This window comes from Arthrobacter sp. MYb23, from assembly GCF_002979775.1.
GTDB lineage: Bacteria > Actinomycetota > Actinomycetes > Actinomycetales > Micrococcaceae > Arthrobacter.
This window is the reverse complement of sequence record NZ_PCPR01000024.1, coordinates 17,609-37,345: the sequence shown is the minus strand read 5'-3', so window position 1 is coordinate 37,345 and position 19,737 is coordinate 17,609. Positions and strand designations below refer to the sequence as shown.

Annotated in this window: 21 protein-coding genes; 9 read left to right on the top strand and 12 right to left on the bottom strand. The window is 62.4% G+C overall.

The window, feature by feature from the left end; translation table 11 throughout:
- The first annotated feature begins 49 nt into the window (after window positions 1–49).
- A complete protein-coding gene (locus tag CQ020_RS19635) occupies window positions 50–514 on the top strand; it encodes a hotdog fold thioesterase (RefSeq protein WP_105693359.1) in 465 nt (154 codons plus the stop codon).
- Here CQ020_RS19635 and CQ020_RS19630 read toward each other — a convergent pair.
- The 5 genes from CQ020_RS19630 to CQ020_RS19610 form a co-directional block, all read right to left on the bottom strand.
- Window positions 508–1,047: a dihydrofolate reductase family protein gene (locus CQ020_RS19630; RefSeq protein ID WP_105693358.1), complete on the bottom strand. Its 540-nt coding sequence runs from the start codon at window positions 1,045–1,047 to the stop codon at window positions 508–510. The two genes, CQ020_RS19635 and CQ020_RS19630, sit on opposite strands and share 7 nt — an antisense overlap.
- Window positions 1,010–2,152 carry a hypothetical protein gene (locus tag CQ020_RS19625; protein WP_105693357.1) on the bottom strand — a complete coding sequence of 381 codons (1,143 nt, stop codon included), beginning with the start codon at window positions 2,150–2,152 and terminating at the stop codon, window positions 1,010–1,012. Before CQ020_RS19625 ends, CQ020_RS19630 begins: the two co-directional genes overlap by 38 nt.
- A 96-nt stretch (window positions 2,153–2,248) precedes the next feature.
- Window positions 2,249–2,470, bottom strand: a complete 222-nt coding sequence (locus tag CQ020_RS19620; RefSeq protein WP_105693356.1) for a hypothetical protein — start codon at window positions 2,468–2,470, stop codon at window positions 2,249–2,251.
- Complete coding sequence (locus CQ020_RS19615) at window positions 2,467–3,672, bottom strand: inorganic phosphate transporter (RefSeq protein ID WP_105693355.1); 1,206 nt, start codon at window positions 3,670–3,672, stop codon at window positions 2,467–2,469. The genes CQ020_RS19620 and CQ020_RS19615 overlap by 4 nt, the downstream gene beginning before the upstream one ends.
- A gap of 181 nt (window positions 3,673–3,853) precedes the next feature.
- Entirely contained in the window at window positions 3,854–4,372 is a 519-nt protein-coding gene (locus CQ020_RS19610) for an HAD domain-containing protein (protein ID WP_105693354.1), read from the bottom strand.
- A 114-nt stretch (window positions 4,373–4,486) separates the two neighbouring features.
- Between CQ020_RS19610 and kynA the strand changes: the two genes are divergently transcribed.
- The 3 genes from kynA to CQ020_RS19595 are packed head-to-tail and all read left to right on the top strand — an operon-like array spanning window position 4,487 to window position 7,536.
- A complete protein-coding gene (gene kynA / locus CQ020_RS19605) occupies window positions 4,487–5,356 on the top strand; it encodes a tryptophan 2,3-dioxygenase (RefSeq protein ID WP_105693353.1) in 870 nt (289 codons plus the stop codon).
- Window positions 5,357–5,402: 46 nt separating this feature from the next.
- Window positions 5,403–6,641 carry a kynureninase gene (gene kynU, locus CQ020_RS19600; RefSeq protein WP_105693352.1) on the top strand — a complete coding sequence of 413 codons (1,239 nt, stop codon included), beginning with the start codon at window positions 5,403–5,405 and terminating at the stop codon, window positions 6,639–6,641.
- 7 nt (window positions 6,642–6,648) lie between these two features.
- Window positions 6,649–7,536 carry a PaaX family transcriptional regulator C-terminal domain-containing protein gene (locus CQ020_RS19595; RefSeq protein WP_105693351.1) on the top strand — a complete coding sequence of 296 codons (888 nt, stop codon included), beginning with the start codon at window positions 6,649–6,651 and terminating at the stop codon, window positions 7,534–7,536.
- On the opposite strand, the gene CQ020_RS19590 is transcribed toward CQ020_RS19595, so the two are convergent.
- From CQ020_RS19590 to CQ020_RS19565, 6 genes are all read right to left on the bottom strand, one after another.
- The gene (locus tag CQ020_RS19590) at window positions 7,533–8,876 is read right to left on the bottom strand and encodes an MFS transporter (RefSeq protein ID WP_105693350.1); all 1,344 of its coding nucleotides are present in this window, start codon (window positions 8,874–8,876) and stop codon (window positions 7,533–7,535) included. The two genes, CQ020_RS19595 and CQ020_RS19590, sit on opposite strands and share 4 nt — an antisense overlap.
- Window positions 8,877–8,917: 41 nt before the next feature.
- Window positions 8,918–9,208, bottom strand: coding sequence for a Dabb family protein (locus CQ020_RS19585; protein WP_105693349.1), 291 nt, complete (start codon window positions 9,206–9,208; stop codon window positions 8,918–8,920).
- Entirely contained in the window at window positions 9,205–10,890 is a 1,686-nt protein-coding gene (locus CQ020_RS19580) for an FAD-dependent oxidoreductase (protein ID WP_105693348.1), read from the bottom strand. The genes CQ020_RS19585 and CQ020_RS19580 overlap by 4 nt, the downstream gene beginning before the upstream one ends.
- 107 nt (window positions 10,891–10,997) lie before the next feature.
- Window positions 10,998–11,786 (bottom strand): SDR family NAD(P)-dependent oxidoreductase, encoded by a 789-nt coding sequence (locus CQ020_RS19575; RefSeq protein ID WP_258142103.1) that lies wholly within the window; start codon window positions 11,784–11,786, stop codon window positions 10,998–11,000.
- 169 nt (window positions 11,787–11,955) lie between these two features.
- Window positions 11,956–12,750, bottom strand: coding sequence for an IclR family transcriptional regulator (locus CQ020_RS19570; protein WP_105693347.1), 795 nt, complete (start codon window positions 12,748–12,750; stop codon window positions 11,956–11,958).
- Between the two features lies 1 nt (window position 12,751).
- A complete protein-coding gene (locus CQ020_RS19565; RefSeq protein ID WP_105693346.1) occupies window positions 12,752–13,483 on the bottom strand; it encodes a GntR family transcriptional regulator in 732 nt (243 codons plus the stop codon).
- A gap of 269 nt (window positions 13,484–13,752) precedes the next feature.
- On the opposite strand from CQ020_RS19565, the gene CQ020_RS19560 reads away from it, so the two are divergent.
- The 5 genes from CQ020_RS19560 to CQ020_RS19540 all read left to right on the top strand — a co-directional run bounded on the left by CQ020_RS19560 (window position 13,753) and on the right by CQ020_RS19540 (window position 18,515).
- Window positions 13,753–14,676 carry an N-acetylglucosamine kinase gene (locus CQ020_RS19560; protein ID WP_258142102.1) on the top strand — a complete coding sequence of 308 codons (924 nt, stop codon included), beginning with the start codon at window positions 13,753–13,755 and terminating at the stop codon, window positions 14,674–14,676.
- Window positions 14,677–14,769: 93 nt separating this feature from the next.
- Window positions 14,770–16,005: a DUF2092 domain-containing protein gene (locus CQ020_RS19555; protein WP_105693345.1), complete on the top strand. Its 1,236-nt coding sequence runs from the start codon at window positions 14,770–14,772 to the stop codon at window positions 16,003–16,005.
- Window positions 16,002–17,018, top strand: coding sequence for an ABC transporter ATP-binding protein (locus tag CQ020_RS19550; RefSeq protein WP_105693344.1), 1,017 nt, complete (start codon window positions 16,002–16,004; stop codon window positions 17,016–17,018). Before CQ020_RS19555 ends, CQ020_RS19550 begins: the two co-directional genes overlap by 4 nt.
- Window positions 17,005–17,874 (top strand): ABC transporter permease, encoded by an 870-nt coding sequence (locus CQ020_RS19545; RefSeq protein ID WP_105693343.1) that lies wholly within the window; start codon window positions 17,005–17,007, stop codon window positions 17,872–17,874. The genes CQ020_RS19550 and CQ020_RS19545 overlap by 14 nt, the downstream gene beginning before the upstream one ends.
- 20 nt (window positions 17,875–17,894) lie before the next feature.
- On the top strand, window positions 17,895–18,515 hold the full coding sequence (locus CQ020_RS19540; RefSeq protein WP_024820974.1) for an L-threonylcarbamoyladenylate synthase: 621 nt from the start codon (window positions 17,895–17,897) through the stop codon (window positions 18,513–18,515).
- Between the two features lie 26 nt (window positions 18,516–18,541).
- Here the strand turns inward: CQ020_RS19540 and CQ020_RS19535 are convergent, their stop codons facing one another.
- The gene (locus CQ020_RS19535) at window positions 18,542–19,705 is read right to left on the bottom strand and encodes a serine hydrolase (protein ID WP_258142101.1); all 1,164 of its coding nucleotides are present in this window, start codon (window positions 19,703–19,705) and stop codon (window positions 18,542–18,544) included.
- Between the last annotated feature and the right edge of the window lie 32 nt (window positions 19,706–19,737).

Here is a 19,737-nt window from a genome sequence, read left to right as displayed (position 1 = left end):
AACCTGGTCCGGTTTGGTTGTTTCACTCACAGGTGCCAGCCTAGTTGGCATGATGGACAATTTCACGCCGAACCGGTTTGTCGACGAGCTCAATGAAGCAGGTGTTCCGGAAGAATTCCACGATTGGCTCTCAGCGCATGGCGTTGGTGCCCTCGTGGTGAAGCTGGGTATCCGGTTCACGGAAATGAGCGCGGAGCGCACGGTGGCCACTATGCCGGTGGAAGGAAATACGCAGGTGGCGGGCATCCTCCATGGCGGCGCCCATGTTGTCCTCGCGGAGACCTTGGGTTCGTTTGCTGCATCGCTCCATGCCGGCCGGGGCCGCCACGCCGTGGGTATTGAGGTGGGCGCTACTCATCACCGTTCGGTGGCAAGCGGCACCGTGACCGGCACCTGCACTGCCATCCATCTGGGTGGAACCTTGGCAACTCACGAGATTGTTATTACCGATGACAAAGGCCGCCGGCTCTCAACTGCAAGGATCACCAACATGATCCGGGATAACCGTCACTGAAGCCGGTAGTGCAGTTCAGCCGCGGCCCCTCCAAGGATCTTCGAAGAAAGCAACTCAAGCGGCGCCGTCGGGCCATTGAGCGGCAGCAGCCGCTTGCCCGCGCCCAGCACCACAGGAATGATGGTGACGATCATCTCGTGGAGCAGCCCGGCATTGGCGAACTGCGCTACGAGGTGGCCTCCGCCCACCAGCCACACGTTCTTGTCTCCTGCATCCTTGAGCAGGTCCGGTGCGAACTCGCGCACGTCGCCACGGACAAACGTGATGTCCGATCCGGCCGGTGCCGAGTACTCATGGTGGGTGAAGACCCAGCACGGAGTGTCCGGATACGGCCACGCGCCGGGCTCGTGCTCCATGAGCCAGCGATAAGTATCCCCGCCCATGGCGATGCATCCAACGCCTGCCATGAAAGATTCGATGCTCTCATTGACGCCCTCTGCTTGGTCGAACTGGAGGAGCCAGCCAAGGTCGTCGTCAGGTGAAGCGATGAAACCATCAATCGTTGAAGCTACGTAGTACTGAAAAATTGACATGGCCCCAGCCTAGGACAGCGGCTGGTTCCGCGGCAGGTGACGGCGTGCTTCCGGGCACGGCGGAGTCGTCGTAGAAGAAGGTTACGGTTCCGGCAACCTCCACCGTGTCCGTGATGGAGATCCGGATGGACTTCCGGCCGTCAGCCGGAGGCATCCGCAAATACATCGTCTGGTAGTCGCCTCCCCCGGCAACAATGTCCGGAGCAGTTGGGACACCATCGATCAGGATTTCCCGCACCCGAACGTAGTATCCGTCCAAGCGAACAATTGTGCCCCCAGACGTGGGGCCCGAAGCGCGGGGCATGCCAACGGCTGGCCGCAAATCCTGGTCCACTACGGTCAGCCCCACCAGTTGCCGGGGGCACGCTTCGCCGGTCCCGGGTTCCGCTGTGAAGATGCTGCCGGGATTGCTGCGGTACTGCGCCACCAGATATGCCGAGGTGGCCGCCACACGGAACTCAAGGCACTGCTTTTGCGGGATCCGTGGAGTCCTTGCTACGGCGACGGCCGCTTCCTGCCAGTCGTAGCGGTCGCCGGTCTGAAGGGCCTGGCAAACGGCGGCGCCGGCCTGCCACACGGCAGCGTCTGCGGCGCCTGCGACGCTCTGAGCCAGGGCGTCGCATTGGAAGTGCTGCAGCATGAGGTACCGCTGGCCTGAGGCGGGATCATCTGCGGCGATGGGCCCCTCGGGAACCCAACTCACCACGATGGGCTCCTGCGGGGGCGCCACGGCAGTCTCCCCGGGCTCAGGAGGCGGCGTGGGTTGACTGCCGCTGGTGGATCCACCGCTCGGTCCGACGGCGGTGGGTTCCGCCGGCGCTGGCGTCGTCGTGGGCGCAAGCGGGGCGGCTGCCGGTGATGAGATGGCCTGCGGTGAAGTGTCCGGTGTTGAGGTGGTCTGGGGAGAAGTGGTCTGCGGAGAAGTGGCTTGTGGTGAGAAGTCTTGTTGGGAGGTGGCCTGTTCCGTGGAAGCCGCCGGAAGAGAGGCAGGCGTCGGATCGGGCGGAAGACTGTCCGTTTCAGGAGGAATGCAGGCCGACAGACCCAGCACCAGAACAGGAACCAGCGCCAGTCCGATGAGTTGGTTCCGGATGAGGAACGTCATGGCGACCCCGTATCTGCCGGATCAGAATCACGCAGCTATGTGCATAACCACATTGCCGATTATTCTCCCCGGAAGACCTGACGGCCAGAAAAACAATTACTTTCCGAAGTAGGGAACAATCAGGTAGATGCCAAAGAGGACTGCGGCTGCGCAGAAAGCAAAGCAAACGTAGGCCAGGGAGCGCACCAAAACGGGCGACTTCTGCTGGGCATCACCAGCGATGGCCGTGAGGCGAACGCCCAATGAATAGAGCACCACCAAAGTCACTGCGGCCACGAGGGTGACTCCGCCTACCTGCAGCAATTCCAACCATTTCATCGCTGCACATCCTCGCTGGGGGTGGTCTTTCGGGATTTCTTCTTCTTGCGGAACCGCACGGCGTGGCCGGCTTCTTCAACTTCGACGGCATTGTGGTGGCCGACGTGCGATTTGCGGGACACGACGAACATGAACAGGACCGCGCTGGTGCCCACCACGGCGGCGATGATGACGCCGACGACGCCGATGCTCACCAGGAGAGCCGTCAGCGCACCGACAATGGCCGAGGCCGGCAGCGTGAACAACCAACCCAGGGCAATCTTGCCAGCCGTGCCCCAGCGGACAGACGTTCCCTTGCGGCCAAGGCCCGAGCCGATGACTGAGCCGGAGGCGACCTGTGTGGTGGAAAGGGCAAAGCCCAAGTGGGATGAGGCGAGGATGGCCGAGGCGGTGCTGGTTTCAGCGGAGAAACCCTGTGCCGGCTTGACCTCGGTGAGGCCTGAGCCCATGGTGCGGATGATGCGCCAGCCACCTGCATAGGTACCGATGGCAATGGCGAAAGCACAAGCTGCGATAACCCAGAACTGCGGACCGCTGCCCGGTGCCTGTGTCCCGCCTGCAATGAGCACGAGGGTGATGATGCCCATGGTCTTCTGGGCGTCATTCGTTCCGTGCGCGAGGGCCACCAGGCTTGAAGTGAAAATTTGTCCGGTGCGGAAGCCGCCACGTTTCTGCGTGAGCTTGTCGCCTGTTTCGGGATCGTGCCGTGAGGTCAGAGCGTAGGCGAGGCGGGTGCAGATGTACGCCACGAGACCTGCAATGAGGGGCGCGAAGAGGGCGGGCAGAATCACCTTCTGCAGCACTGTCTCGAAGTTGATGGAATGGAAGCCGATGCCCACCACTGCTGCGCCGATGAGGCCACCAAACAGGGCATGCGATGAACTTGATGGCAGCCCCTTGAGCCAGGTGATCATGTTCCAGAGAACAGCCCCCATGAGGCCGGCAAAAATGATGTCCGGCGTGATGTGGATTCCGTCCGACCCCTCCCGGATCAGTCCACCGGAGATGGTCTTGGCCACTTCCGTGGAGAGGAATGCGCCGACGAGGTTGAGCACGGCCGCCAGGGCTACAGCTGTCTTGGGCTTGATCGCCCCCGTTGCGATGGGCGTGGCCATCGCGTTGGCAGTGTCGTGAAACCCGTTGGTGAAGTCAAAGAATAGGGCCAACGCTATTACCAGCGCGACCATGAAGGTGATATCCACCTGTTGCCCAATCTGCAGAGTCGACGACGTTCAGCAGTTTCACTTCCCCATACCTGCCAACCACAGCATAGTTCAGCAAGTGTTCAACTGACTCGGCTTGCGATATTCACTCCGGCGGGCTTGAAACCTTAAGAATCCTACGTGCCTTCCGGTGAGCGGACAAACGTGCCGGGGCTCCGGTTCACCCCAGATATGCCCTGACGGCCGCGAGGTCGCGACGGGAAAGACCCTTGCGGGGATCCGGTGAGATGCAAAGCACACGGTCTTGCTGGTATTCGGCCCAGGATCGGGCGTCCGACTCCTGGCTGAGTTGGTCGTCAAGCCAAATGATCCGCTCGCTGCCGGCACTGGCCAGATCCTTTTGAAGGGCAGTCAACTTCCACCATTCAGGGCCCTCATCCCAGCCCACGCTGGAAAGCACCGGCCAGTCCTGTCCGTTCAGGCCAATGGCGGGGCAGAGGAACTCCGGCGCGAGCCCTTCCCACGTGGTCAACCACACAAATCGAGCATCGGGGTGCCGGGCAAGGTCATTGAGTTCGGCCACAGCCTCGGGAGCAAAAGCGACATCGAGGATTCCGGCGTCAGCAAAGGTCCATTCGCTGCCCCAGTCGGTGGTTCCCTGAGGACTGAAGGGGTTCACCACGCCGTCGACGTCAAGATATACGGACACCGGCGCAACGGTGCTTTTGCTGGAATTCATGGACAATCCCCCTTTGCGCCTCAGACTACGCGAGAACTTTGCCGGACAGTGCCGCCCGCAGTTCACCGTGAATCAATCTCTTGACGTGCGTCATGTAAGTGATATTCTCGGAGTATGGAAAAGCCCACAGTCCATTCCGCCCAAAGCGTCCGTGACATCGAAGCCACCGTCCGCACCGATTTCCGGAATGCAATGTCTTACGGCGGGTATCTGGACCTTGACCGCCTGCTCAGCTCCCAGCACCCCCTCAGCGAACCCGAACACCACGATGAGTTGCTGTTCATCATCCAGCACCAGACCAGTGAGCTCTGGTTGAAGCTGGTCTTGCATGAATTGCTGGAGGCCCGGCGGCTCTTTGACGCCGACAACCTGGGCAAGGCACTCAAGTGCATTGCCCGCGTCAAGGCCATCCAACGAACAATGACCGAGCAATGGTCCGTACTCGGAACTCTTACACCCCGCGAATACGCCCAGTTCCGCGGCTTCCTGGGGAGCTCGTCCGGCTTCCAGTCGTATCAATACCGCGGCGTGGAATTTCTGTTGGGCAACAAGAACCGCGGGATGCTGCGCGTCTTTGAAAGCGAACCAGAAGCACACGCGTTGCTCAGCACGCTCCTGGAGGAGCCCACGTTGTACGACGCGTTCCTGAAGGTCCTGGCCCGGGCCGGTTATGACATCCCTGCCGACATTCTGGACCGGGACACCAGCGAACCGTGGACTTTCCGTCAAGACCTCGTCCCCATCTTCCAGCAGATCTACGAATCGGACGATACCCCTTGGGGCCTTTACGAAGCCTGCGAGGACCTGGTGGATATTGAGGACAACTTCCAAGCCTGGCGGTTCCGCCACCTCAGGACAGTCCAGCGCACCATCGGCTTCAAGGTAGGCACCGGCGGTTCCTCCGGAGTGGACTTCCTGAAGCGGGCCTTGGACCTCACGTTCTTCCCCGAGCTGTACGCCGTCCGAACCGAGATCGGCAACTAACCGCACCGCCCGGCCCCTGGCGCCCAAGACTTCCGAAGGAGAAACCATGACCACAACGCAACAGACCCAAAAGCCGACGTCGGCCGAGTTGGACGCCGCTGATCCCCTCGCAGCCCAACGCGATGCTTTCCACACGCCCGACGCTGATCAGCTCGTCTCATATTTGGATGGCAACTCTCTTGGCCGCCCGCTGAAGGTCACCGCCGGGAATCTGGCCTCATTCGTCCACGACGCCTGGGGCAGCCGCCTCATCCGCGGCTGGGACGAGCAATGGATGGACGAGCCCACCAAGGTTGGAGACCGCATCGGTGAAGTGGCCCTGGGAGCCGCTCCGGGACAGACCACAGTGGGTGACTCCACCTCGGTGATGCTCTACAAGATGATCCGCGCAGCCGTGGATGCCCAGCCGGACCGCGACGAAATAATCATTGACCGCGACAACTTCCCTACGGACCGGTTCATCATCGAGGGCATCGCCAAGGAGCGCGGTGCCACCATCAAGTGGATCGCCGCGAACCCTGCCAGCGGTGTCCGTGCCGAAGACTTGGATGGACTACTGGGTGGGCGGACGGCCGTGGTGGTTCTCAGCCATGTGGCCTACCGCTCCGGGTTCCTGGCCGACGCCAAAGGAATTACAGCCAAGGTGCACCAGGCAGGCGCACTGATGCTGTGGGACCTCTGCCACTCTGTGGGTTCAGTGCCCATGGAACTCGACGAGTGGGGCGTGGACCTCGCCGTTGGGTGCACCTACAAGTACCTCAACGGCGGGCCGGGCTCGCCCGCTTTCGCCTACGTCAACGCCTCGCAGCAAGCTCGTTTGCAGCAGCCCATTTGGGGTTGGATGGGTGCGGACAATCCGTTCGGAATGACGGAGTCGTACAAGCCCGCTCAGGGCATCCGCAGGTTCATCACCGGAACACCTCCGGTGCTGGCCATGCAGCCGATGAAGGACATGCTGGAACTGATTGCGTCAGTGGGAATGGACGCCGTGCGCGCGAAGTCCATCAAGCTCACCGAATACGCGATCGCCCTGTCCGAGCAGCACTTGGTGCCCCTCGGCGCGGAAATCGTGAGTCCCCGGAATCCTGACGAGCGCGGCTCGCACATCACCGTGGACCACCTGCTCTTTGCTGACGTCACATCCAAGCTCTGGGAAAAGGGTGTTATCCCCGACTTCCGTCCCCCGCATGGCCTTCGCATTGGCCTGTCACCACTGAGCACCAGCTATGCCGAGGTTGAATTGGGAGTCACAGCCATCCGCGACGCCCTCTCGGAACTACTGTGAGCCGGAAATGAGTGCTGTCCTTGATGACATGGACTCCCGCCCCGGGAGCACAACGTCGTTGCTTCGTACCGTCATCGGCCTGTACCTGCGTGATGCCGGGGGCTGGATGTCCACCAAGGACATAGTGACCCTCATGGAAGCCCTGGGGACATCCGGAACAGTAACCCGGACTGCCCTGGGCCGGCTTCGCAAGAAAGATGTGGTGCTGCAGGAATCCCGCGATGGCGTGCCCGGGTTCACGCTGACGGACGGCGCGGCAACCATGCTGGCTCGCGGCGACCGCAGGATCTACAACCCGAGGAGTATGTCGGAGTCAGATCCGTGGTGCCTTATTTCCTTCTCCATCCCGGAGACGGAACGCGAGAAACGGCATCAGTTACGGCGCCGGCTCCACTGGATCGGTTGCGGTACCGTGGCTGCCGGACTGTGGATCTGTCCCGATTCTCTGCGCCCGGAAGTGGAGGAAATTCTCGCAGATCTGGAGCTGCGGGCCATGGCCACCATCTTCGTCACCGAAACACCGCTGGTGGGCGGCAGCCTTCAGGACGCCGCGTCCAAGTGGTGGGACTTGGACGCAGTAGCTGAACTCCACAGGGACTTCGTCCGCGAGCACGGGACAGGCAGCGGAAACGGGACAGGCAGTGGAAACAGCGCCGAAGTTCCGCTGCCCGCCGGCCACTCTGTGGAGCCATCCCCTGAGGCCTTCGCTGCCTATGTGCAGTGCATCGACCGGTGGCGGATCATCCCGTACCTCGACCCCGGACTGCCGCCGGCATTCCTGCCTGCGGACTGGCCCGGGGCCGAAGGTGCGGCCTTGTTCAGCCGGATAGTTGATGCTTACGCGGAACCGAGCGGGAAGTTTGTGCGCAACACGCTGCAGGCTCCTGGTGACTAGCTCCCGTTCCTGGCTGCGACTCCCCGCCAGTAGGGTCCCCCGAGATCTTCGATGGGTGTTTTGGCAGTCTCACGGGAGAAGAAGGCAGCTACGCCCGCGATAACCATACAGACGACGGCGAAGCAGGCTACGGGGAGCCAGCCGTCGCTGCCTTTTCCGAGGAGCAAGCCTGCGATCAACGGAGCGAATCCGGCAACCACCAAGCCCAGCTGGTTGCCTAATGCCATTCCGGAGTAGCGGACGGGGGCAGCGAAGAGTTCAGCGAAATAGGCGGGCCAGATCCCGTTGAAGCAGGAGTAGAGCAGCGTCATGTTGACGAACGCAGCGGCGAAGACCAGGAAGATGTTACCGGTGGACAACGCCCCGAAGTAGGCGAAGATTGTCAACGAGCAGCCGATGGCCGCTGTCAGGAGTAGCGGCCGCCGGCCCACCCGGTCAGAGATCCTGGCGGTCAAGGGCATCACAAACATGGACAGTCCGATTGCCACGGCATTGACGGTGAGAATGGATGCTTTGTCGAATCCCGCCGCACCTGTGGCGTAGGACAGGCCGAAGACGGTGAAGATGGTTTGCATGACCGACATGATGGACATGCCAACCACCCGAACCACATCTGCCGATTGAAAGCGCAGGACTTCCCGGAGCGGCATTGGCGCAACTGACCTGCGGTCCTTGGCTTCTTCGAACACCGGTGTCTCGTCCAAGTGGGTGCGCACCCAGTAAGCGATAGCTAGAACCACGATGGAAAGCCAGAACGGTATACGCCAACCCCAACTCATGAGTGCTTCAGTGGGAAGTGCGGCAACGGGAATGAAAACCAGGGTGGCAAGCACCATACCTGAGGCATAGCCGGTCATGACAAAGCTGGTGAAGAATCCTCGACGACCCTCCGGAGAGTGTTCCAAAGTCAGCGTGGAAGCCCCCGCCGATTCGGCACCGGCGGAAAAGCCCTGCGCCAGGCGTCCGACCACCAGCAGGATGGGTGCCCAGACGCCGATCTGGCTGTACGTGGGTAAGAAACCAATGCCCAGGGAAGCAAGTCCCATGACGCTGAGTGTGATGAGCAGAATCTTTTTCCTGCCCAGTTTGTCACCGAAATGGCCCATCACCAGTCCACCCACCGGACGGGCGACGTAGGCCACCCCGAAAGTAGCGAAGGCACCGATCAGCCCGACCGCCGGGTCATCCGAAGGGAAGAAGAGCGGGCCGAACACCAAGGCAGCGGCGGAACCGTAGATGAAGAAGTCGTAGTACTCCAGGGTGCTTCCCAGGAAGGAGGCCAGGGCCGCTTTTCCGGGGGTCTTGCGCAGCGTAAGGGGCTGCTGGGTTGTGCTTGACATGCGATTCTCCTTTGAATGGCGCAGGTTCGAAAATTCCGAAGCTAAAGCGGAAAATCAACGGCGATGATCTGCTCGCTGTTGGGGAACGAGTACTTCTTGAGCGGTTCATGCAGCGGGTGCGTGTTGTAGACATCGAGGTCTTCCACTGCATTGAAATCGGCCACGATCGCGTAGTCGAACGAACGATCATGCTGCAGCACATCCGCTCCATGGGTGAGGCTCAGGAGCCCCGGAATGTTGCCCTTCATCCGGTTTAAGCCTTCGATCCATGCGGCCTTGTCCGCTGCCGGGAAATCCGGTTTGAATTTGAAAAGCACTGCGTGGCGGATCATGCGCCGGCTCCAGATTCAGAACCGGCTCCGGCACCTGCGAATACTGCAGAGACGTATTCGGCGGGTTGCCCGGAAATGGCACGGCCCGCGAGGTACCCCATGGTCATGATGGGTCCCAGTGTGGCCCCGGCCCCCGGATAGCCGGCAGCGTAGGCATTCTCCGTGGTGTTTCCCGCGGCGAACAGCCCGGGAATTACTTGCCCGTCCACGTCCAGGACCCTGGCCGAACCATCGGTGGCAACTCCCCCATTACTGCCAAAGGCGCCGTTGACCACTTCCATGGCATAGAACGGTCCTGTCTGCAGCGGTCCGAGGGAAGGGTTGGGCCACGGGCAATCGTCGTCGCCCCAGTATTTGTCGTAGGCGCTTTCGCCCCGCCCAAAGTCAGGATCCTGCCCTTTCACGGCATACTCATTGAAGCGCGCTACCGTGGCCTGAAGGTTTTCCGCGGAGACACCAATTTTGGCGGCGAGTTCTGTCAGGGTGGGAGCTTCCACGAGGTAGTGCGGCGTCGGTTGACCCGCCCGGTGAGCGAGGACGCCGTAGCGTTCCAGGTAGCTGTGATCGAACACCACGTGAGCCGGTGTGTTCAACGTTTGGTGATGAGGCGAATCCCATGACTGCAGGCACCGCGCGAGGTCGTTGTAGTTCTGTGATTCGTTGGCGAAGCGGCGGCCATGGCGGTTCACCATGAGGGAGCCCGGGCCTTGCCGCTCGAAGCGGAGCAGGGTTCCAATGGGTTCACCATCGCGTGTGTCGCCCGTGATGGCCATCGGCGCCCACCATGCTTCCCGCGTACCGCGGGTTTGGGCGCCGATTCGTTGAGCCATCTTCAGGCCATCGCCCGTATTCGATGGAGGCGAGCACATGATGTACAGCCGTGAAGCCAGCAATGAGTCCGCCAATGACTTGTCCCATTCGAAACCGCCCGTGGCGAGGACCACGCCGTCGTTTGCGTGGAAAGTCTCGCCCGACTCGAGCTCGACGCCCACGACCCTGCCGCCGTCGTTCAGCAGCCGATGTCCGCGGGCTCCAACCACCAATGCCGCGTCATCACGGACCAAGCTGGCCACAAGCATCGAAACCAGTGCCTGCCCCTTGGCCACGAGACCCTGCTCCTGGCGTTCGTTCAGCTCCTGCCACGGGAATTTGGTAAAGGCGCCCCAGTTTTCATATTCCTGCATGGTGAAGGGCGCCCGGCCATCAGAACGAACATGGACAGCGAGGTCACCGAGTGCTTCACGGATGTTGTACAGCTCGGGTTCCACCGTCCGGCCACCTTCCACGGAGCCGGGGAGGTCCTGCCGGTAATCCGGGAAGTTGTCCAGGAAGATGAAACGTACGCCGCATTCGTCTTCGGTGAACCGGAGCATGGTGTCGCCGTAGTTCAGCGCGGCGTCCAGCAGCTCTTCACGGCTCCGGCCGCGTGCCACGGCCCGAATATATTCAGCAGCCGCCTCCTTGGAATCGTTCAGCCCCGCTTCGCGGGCGTGGTGGTTGTCAGCCACCCAGAGCATGCCGCCCGAGACAGCTGACGTGCCGCCCAACAGTTCGGTCTTTTCAAGCACGACGACGGACTTGCCGGCCCGCGCTGCCGTCGCCGCTGCCGTCAATGCGCCTGCGCCGGAACCGACAACTACGACATCGTAGGTATCTGTTGGTGTTCCGTTGATGAATTTCATGGTGGTACCTCTCGACTATGGAATGTGGTCACTCAGAGAATCTGGAGTTCCGGGGTGACGGTGATTTGTCAGCGACATATGTCAGTGGCGTTTGCCAGTGATACTGCTCAGACCGCCGTGTAGCCGCCGTCGATGACAAGTTCTGAACCAGTGGTAAACCTCGACTCGTCGGAGGCCAGGTAGAGGACCCCGTACGCGATCTCGTCCGGTTCGCCCTGCCGGGGAAGCGGGTTTCCACCCACCAGCTGCTGGTAATAGGCTTCCGCACCGATGTCAGACTGCTCTGCCGAGCGGCGGCTCATGCGGGTGTTCATTGATCCTGGGTGGATGGAGTTCACCCTCACGCCGTGGACGCCATACGTTGCCGCATCAGATTTGCTGAGCAGCCGGACCGCACCCTTGGTGGCGTGGTAGAGGGGCACGTTCCGCCCGCCGGTCAATCCATGGATTGAGGAAAAGTTGATGATGCTGCCTGATTGCTGGCGAATCATCCCAGGGACGACGTGTTTGGTCATGAGCCATACGCCCTTGACGTTGACATCGAAGATGAGGTTGAAGTCATCCACAGTGGCAGTGTGGCTGGCTCCCGCCGGGCCGATGATTCCTGCTGCATTGACCAGGACATCCGGGGTCCCGTGCTCGGCACCAACCCTGCGGATTGCCTCTGCCACGCTGGCTTCACCAGTGACATCGACGTCGTACTCGGTGATACCGGGGTGGGTGCCTGGAGCAGCCGTTCCTGCCCGGTCAAGGCTGGCGACCGTTGCTCCGTGATCGGCGAGCAGCCTGGCCGTTGCGCTGCCGAGGTCTCCCCTGCCGCCAGTGACTATGGCAACCTTGCCGGCCACCCGCCCGGTTTTCGATTCTTTCCCTGACTGCATTGCTGTTTCCACCATTACTCCTCCTGCCGCGGCATTGCGGCTGCTGAAACCTCCATTGGATGCAGGGCAGCACGGAATGGACCCCCAAGGGCCGTAAGGTGTGGTGACCGGGCGAGTTGCCCTGCTTGGTTCCACTCTGCCAGCGGGCTGTGAGTGAAACCACAGCGTTACCGATGAACGGGAATCAGGAGTTTCCGTTGCTTTGCCGGAGGGCGCCTTTGAGTTCTCCACGCCATCCCAGTGCGCGGGAGATTCCCCGCGCTGCTGTCATCAACACGGGCACGCGGGTGGCTGGGCTCTCCTCGTTCCGTGGAACCACGACGCTGAGTGCGGCCACCACGGTATTTGCCCGGCCGAAGACGGGAACAGCAATTCCACTGGATTCAGGAACGATGATTCCGGGCATGGAGGCGAACCCGCGTTGGCGGATGCCTGCCAGGTGGCGTCGGAGGTCAGCGGGGTCGGTCAGGGTCGCGTCAGTAAACTTTTCCAGCGTCCGGGACAGAAACAAGTCCTGGTAAGCAGGCGGAGAATAAGCCAGCAGCACCAGCCCGGAGGACGTTCCATGGACCGGCAGCCGGCCAGCTACTTTGGTGATGTCCACCATGGAGTCCCGGGAACCGATTCGCTCAATGTAGAGGACTTCATCGGAATCCAGGATCCCCAGCGTGGTGGAATGCTGGACCACCGATTGGACGTCCTCCATGAACGGCAAGGCAGCCTCGCGGAGGCCAACCATGCGGGAACTCCTGGATACCAGCTCCCACAAGCGGGTGCCGACCCGAACCTCGGCGTTAGGTTCCCGTTCCAGCAGACCTTCACTCAAGAGCTCGTCCACCAAACGGTAGGTGGTTGTCACGGGCAATCCGGAACGCCGGGCCAATGTGGCGACGCTCATGGTGCGGTGTGCGTCGTCGAATGCTCCTACCAGGCGGACCACCCGGCGGATCACGGACTCACCAGAGGACGAGTTGGCCACCTCAGTTCCCGGACTTCACACGGGAAACGAAGCGGAATCTGTCCCCGCGGAAAGCGCTCCGGGTCCACTCCACCGGCGCGCCGGCAGCATCCCGGGCCAAGCGGTGTACCACCAGCAAGGGTGCGCCCATTTCGATTCCCAACCGCCTGACATCTTCCGGGCCCGCGAGTGCTGTCTCCACTGTGTCCTCAACCTCAGCTATCCGGATACCGTAGACATCGGCCAGGACGGCATACAGCGAGCCTGCCTTGGCCAGACTGGACTTGAAGCGGGGCAGCTTGCCGGGAAGCCAGGCGGTCTCGTGCGCCAACGGCTCCCCCTCAATCAGGCGGATGCGCTCGAGCCGGGTGACTGTCTTGCCTTGATCAAGCCCCAAATGTGCTGAAACCTCCGCATCTGAAATCATGACGTCAAGGGCAAGCACCGTGGAGTCCGACCGCAGGCGTTGGGCGCGTGCGTCATCAGAGAAGGACGTCAGCTGGCGGACGTGAGTCACCTTGGGTGGGGCAACGAAGGTTCCGTGGCCTTGGATGCGGCCCAGCTTCCCCTCGGCCACGAGTTCGCTGATTGCCTGCCTGACCGTGGTCCGGGAGGTCGCGTACTTTTCCGCCAGGGCACGCTCGGTGGGAATGAGTGTGCCCGGCCGGAGACCAGCCATGAGCCCTAGTAACTCAGTCTTTAAGAGGTAGTACTTGGGAGTTGCGTGCGCGACATCGCTGGACATATTGGACATCCTACTTATGGACAACACCATTGGTCTATGCCAATGTTGACCCCGTTGGTCTGAACCATGAGGCGGTAACACCTCCGAAGACCATAACTTTTCCACAAAACCCAGGACAGCGATGTCATCCTGCACCAACCAAGGCAAGCCCGCCGACCCGGCAGGGCGGGCTTCGCAGGATCCGGCGTCCTGGCTACCCCCGGGTTTATGTTTGTCCAAACGTCCGTACACAAAACGAAGGGCCGTCAGTTGGAGGAAATACAGCGAAAGAGCTACGAATGGGCGGACATCCTGTGACGCCGGCCGTGCTTGGCCTTCATATTGGCGGCTCCAAAACGCACGCCGTCCGCTCCGACGCAGCGCAGGGCGATGTGGACTCGCGAGGCGGTTCCGGCGTCGAAATCACCGAAGCAAGCGCCAACCTCTCCTCCGTCGGGCACCAAGGGGCTGACGCCGTACTGCGGCGGATCGCCGCAAGCGTGGGCGGCAGAATTCAAGCCGTATGCGCCGGAGCCGCCGGAGCAGATACCCCCGCAAGCCGTGCTGTCTTGTCCGCCCTGCTCACGGAACATTTCCCCGGCGCCAGGATCGACGTCGTGCATGACACCAGAATCGTGCTGGCTGCGGCCGGGCTCGACGTCGGAGCTGTGGTGGTTGCCGGTACCGGCTCCGTCGCGTGGGGCCGGAACCATGACGGGCAGGAAGCCCGCAGCGGAGGCTACGGGTACCTGCTGGGCGACGAGGGCGGCGGCTACTCCGTGGTGCGCGATGCCGTCCGCGAGGCTTTACGCGAGTACTATGCCGGGCTGGAACCGGGAACATTGGTCAGAGCCTTGATGGCGGCGACGGCGAGCGTAGACGCTTTGCAGCTCATGGACTCCTTCTATGCCAAACCCGAACCTGACCATTGGGCTGGACTGGCTCCCCTCGTGCTGGATTTGGCGGCTGAGGGCGATCCTGCGGCCTTGCGGATCCAAGCGGAGGCGGCGCATTCCTTGGCGACGCTCGCGCGCCAAGTCCTGGGCGAGCTGGGATTGGACCTCCCGCTGGTGATGGCCGGTGCCCTGTTGGTGAATCAGAGCCAGCTGGCCGGTGCCGTGGCGCGCAAGGTTTCCGTTGAGGATCCGTCCTCGATCAGGATTCTGGCGCAGCCTCCGGTTCATGGTGCGGTGGAACTGGCCCGCCAGCTGATCCAGGCATAAATCAAGGTGTAGGCATAGATCAAGGGCACGTGATCGCTGCAGCCAACCGGAGTAGTCTGGAATCATGCCCCTCGCGAACGGTGGTTGGTCACAATGACGCGGGCCCGGCGGCGGTGGCTGCCAGCTCTCTTGCTCCCCCTTGCCTTGGCGATTGCCGTGGTGCTCGGATCGGTCCAAGCCGGCGCCAGCGTTTCGCTCCCGCCCAAGAGCGCTGAGGAAATCCTCGCCATGATCGCGCGCACGCAGGTGCGGGCGTTGTCCGGGACAGTCGAGCAGAACGCCGGGCTTGGACTTCCCGAGCTACCTGCGTCTGGTCCGGGCGCGGCCCCGGGTGCTGCCTCTGCCCTGGAGTTCCTCACTGGATCCCACACGGCAAGGGTCTACGTTGATGGTCCTTTGAAGGCACGTTTGCAGATCCTGGACCAGATGGCTGAACGCGACGTCGTCATCAATGGCGCTGAAGTTTGGTTGTACAACTCAAAGGACAACAGCGCCACGCATCTGACCGTGCCAACGCCGTCCTTGGCGGAACTGAAGGACGCTCTGCCTACCAAGCCGACGCCAGGGATGTTTGCGTCGGATATGCCCGCAACAGAGATGCCGGAGCCGGACATCCCCAGGCAGGATGTGCCAACCCCGGAGGCCTTGGCCAGCCGCTTCCTTGCAGCCGTTGACGCCAGCACGGAAGTCACGGTTGCCGAGGCTTCATCAGTGGCCGGGCGAAGCGTTTACTCTTTGGTGCTCAACCCCCGCAGTGACGAAACCCTGGTTGATTCGGTGACGATCGACGTCGACTCCGAAACAGGTCTGCCCTTGGGCGTCGAGGTGCGCGCCAAGGGCCAGGCCGAGCCAGCTTACTCACTTGCGTACACCCAACTGGACCTTTCCAAGCCTGATGCCGCGTTGTTCGACTTCACCCCGCCGCAGGGAGCAACAGTCATTGAGAAGGTACTGCCGGCGAGGCCCGTGCCAAGCATGACCCAGCCATCTACGCCGGAACCTGATGCGCCAGCGTCGGATGCTCCGGCGCCCGATGCAACAACGCCGGATGCCCCCGCCCCGGAAGACCAGCTCACCCCGGGCCATGGCTCCCGCACCCACGGGGCCACCGTCACGAGTGAGGGATGGGGTTCCGTGATCGCCTTGCCCGCTGGTTCTGCTCCGGCAGAACTCACCTCCAATCCTCAACTGTCCCAAGCCCTGCAGGCTGTGGACGGCGGCCGGGCGTTGACGACGTCGCTGCTGAGCGTGTTGATTCTCGACGACGGCCGCGTCTATGCCGGCATGGTGCCTTTGGAACGGCTCCAGTCAGCCGCTGCCGCCCAGTGAACGAATCCCGGACGGCAGCCTCCGTTGGTGCAACTGAGCGAGCGGCTCCTGCCCGGTCTTCCGACCTCGCCATAGAAACTCACGGACTGGTCAAGCGCTTCGGCCACCGGTCCGCCGTCGAGGGTATAGACCTCGCTGTGCCGCGCGGCTCGGTGTTCGGCTTTCTGGGACCGAACGGTTCGGGGAAGACCACCACTATCAGGGTGCTGCTCGGCCTTGCTTCGGCGAACAGCGGGGATATCCGCGTCCTCGGCAGGGAGATGCCGCAAGCTTTGGCTTCTGTACTGCCAGGAGTTGGGGCTTTGGTGGAGGGGCCGGGCTTCTACACATTCCTATCGGGCACGGGTAACCTGATGCGCTTGGACGCCGCCGACCCCCATGCGTCCTCGTCCACCAGACGGCAGCGCGTTCATGACGCCCTCGAAAGGGTGGGTCTCAGTCACGCTGCCGGGAAGAAGGTCCGCGCTTACTCATTAGGCATGAAGCAGCGCTTGGGCTTGGCCAACGCGATGCTCAGGCCGAGGGAGCTCCTGGTCCTGGACGAGCCAACCAATGGCCTGGATCCCCAAGGCACCCGTGAAGTCCGCAACCTGGTTCGCTCCCTCGCCGCAGGCGGAACCACCGTGTTCGTCTCCAGCCACCTGCTTGCCGAGGTGGAACAGATGTGTTCCCACGTGGGCGTGATGAGTGCCGGCCGCCTGGTGGCCCAAGGGCCGATTGAGGAGCTGCGGTCTGCCGGGCAGGCGCACGTGGTGGTCCAAACGCCCGACGTCAACTTGGCCTCCCAGGTGTTGACGCGCCTTGGTCTGGTCCCCGGCGAGGCGCCCGGTACGGGTAGCCCGTGGGGAACCACGGCGGTGTTGGGCACCGGGATCAACGGCCATGTTCCCGAGGAGATCGTTGCTGCTTTGGTAGCTGAGGGCGTACGTGTCCGTGGCTTCACAGTGGAGAACGCGAGCTTGGAAGAGCGTTTCGTGTCCCTGACCGGGGAGGGGTTCGATGTTGTCGGCTAAGGCTAATGGTCCTACCCGGGAGGGCGCCGTGCGTCCCGGCCTGGGATGGGCGCTCCTGGGCTCGGAGCTGGCTGTGCTCTTCCGTCGGCTCCGCACGTGGGCCATGCTGATCGCCCTCGCTGCCGTGCCCATCCTGATCGCCGTGGCCGTCAAGTTATCTTCCCGGCCCACCGCTCCCGGCCGCGGGCCACTCTTCCTGGACCGCATCACCCAGAACGGCCTGTTCGTCGCCGTCACTGCGTTGGTGGTGTGCGTCCCCCTGTTCCTGCCGTTCACAGTTGGGGTGGTAGCCGGAGACACCATTGCCGGGGAGGCGAACCTGGGAACGTTGCGGTATCTGCTGATCGCTCCCGCAGGGCGGATACGCCTGTTGCTGGTGAAGTATGCCGGGGCCGTCGCTTTCTGTCTCGCAGCTACCGCCACCGTGGCGGCCTCCGGTGCCTTGGCCGGCGTCGTGCTGTTCCCCGTGGGGCCGGTGACTTTGCTGTCCGGGGACACCATCAGCGTCGGCGAGTCCTCGTTGAGATCCTTGCTGATCGCGGCCTACATCACTGTGTCCCTGTTGGGACTCTCTGCCATCGGTCTGTTGATCTCCACGTTCACGGACGTTCCGGTGGGCGCCATGGCAGCCACCGTTGTGCTCTCTGTGGTGTCCCAGGTGCTGGATAACCTGCCTCAGCTTGAGTGGTTGCACCCCTGGCTGTTCAGCCACCACTGGCTGAGCTTCGCGGACCTGCTGCGCCAGCCCATCTCATGGACGTCATTCGGCGAGAACGCGCTCCTCCAAGCCGGGTACATCGCGGTGTGCGGCGCGCTGGCTTACGCAAAATTCTCCAACAAGGACGTCTTGTCATAGCTTTGTCGTAGGCTCTTCCCATGGCCAGATTCTTTGACGTGCACCCTGAAGATCCTCAACCACGCGCCATCGGCCAAGTGGTGAACATGCTCCAAGGCGGCGGCCTGATCGCCTACCCTACCGATTCCTGCTACGCGCTTGGCGCCCAGATCGGCAACAGGGAAGCTCTGGATCGCATCAGATCCATCAGGCAGCTGGACGACAAACACCATTTCACCCTGGTGTGTAAGGACTTCGCCCAGATGGGGCAGTTCGTGATGTTGGATAACGACATCTTCAGGAGCATTAAGGCTGTTACCCCCGGCAGCTATACCTTCATCCTCCCGGCCACCCGGGAAGTCCCCAAGCGCCTCCTGCACCCCAAGAAAAAGACCGTGGGTGTGCGCATCCCGGATCATCGGGTGGTCCAAGCTCTCTTGGCCGAGCTGGGCGAGCCCCTGCTCTCCAGCACACTCCTGCTGCCCGACGAGGAAGAACCGTTGACCCAGGGCTGGGAGATCAAGGAACGCCTGGACAACCAGGTGGACGGCGTCATCGATGCTGGCGACACCGGCTCGGAACCGACTACCGTGATCGATTTCTCCAGCGGCGTGGCTGAAGTTGTTCGGTACGGGACGGGCGATCCCTCACGCTTCGAATAGGATCCGGCGGTTCCTGTTGTGGCCCTTCACCGAAACTGGAACCGACACCCCGAATTCAGCGCGACTTGCGCGACGCCCGTCATCTCCAGCGCCAGGGCTGATGGCTGGGAGGAGACCGGCTGCGGCGGGTACGCCATGAAAATGGATAGTTGGCGGTTACCGTCGGCGCTGCTGATACCTATGCTCCCGTACCCGGGAATGTCACCGGCGTGGCCGTAGTAGAAGCCGTTGGTGCAGCGGTCGTCCCAGTGGTCCAGGCCGAGGCCATAGTCGGCAAAAACCGTCCCCTTCATGGCGATAAGGCTCGCCGGGGACATCAATTGACCCCTTAACAGCGCGGCTTGGAATACGGAGATATCTTCCAAGGAGGACACCAGCCCTCCTGTGGCGATCCCGTCCGGGATGCCGGTGCCGGCAGCGTCTACTGTTTCTCCGTCCAGCTGGACGTATCCGTGGATGAGGTCATCGGGGGCTGCGGTGTTTGCCCCCAGCAACTCCGTGGAACGGAGGTTCAGGGGCGTGAGGACATCGGTGCGCAGGACAGCCTCCAGTGGCGCACCCCGAAGTTGCTCCACCAAGCGGGCGAGCAAGGTTTCGGCATCTGACCGTGCCGCAGCAGGCACGTCAGCAGGCAGGTCTCCGGCGTCGCCAAGGAGGTCTCGGATTGTCACCGGGTTACCTGCCGTCACAGATCCGGGAAGGTATGCCGCGACCGAGTCCTCCAATCCCAGTCGGCCCTCTTCCACGAGCTTCATGACGGACACGGCCAAGAATGACCGGTACTGCTCGCCCACAGGGAAACGGTGGCCCGGTTGGACCGGCGCGCGTCCGTCGTGGCTTCGCCCTCCCTCTGCGAGGGTCCATTCTTGCTGGCCGACCTTCGCTTTGATGAGGACAGCCGAGGCACCTTCTTGGAGCTTTTCCCGCGAGAAGAGCTCCAGGGTGGCACGGAGCTCTTGGAACGCGGGGGTTGCTGCAACGCTCTCGGTGGGCGAAGGTGCAGGCGCAGGCGTGAGCGTGGTCCTGGTCGGAGGGCCGGTCGTCGAAGGTTGAGCTGTTGGGGCCGGCTGGGTCTTGACCTCAGTGGTGGGCTGAACCGGCTGTGGTTCGGGGGGTGAAGTGCACCCGCCGAGGAAAAGGCCGCAGGCGAGCAGGGTAGTCAGGCCGCCTTTAGCTGGACGTCGCGGCACGTGCCCTCCCGGCTCACTCTCCCGGTTCACTT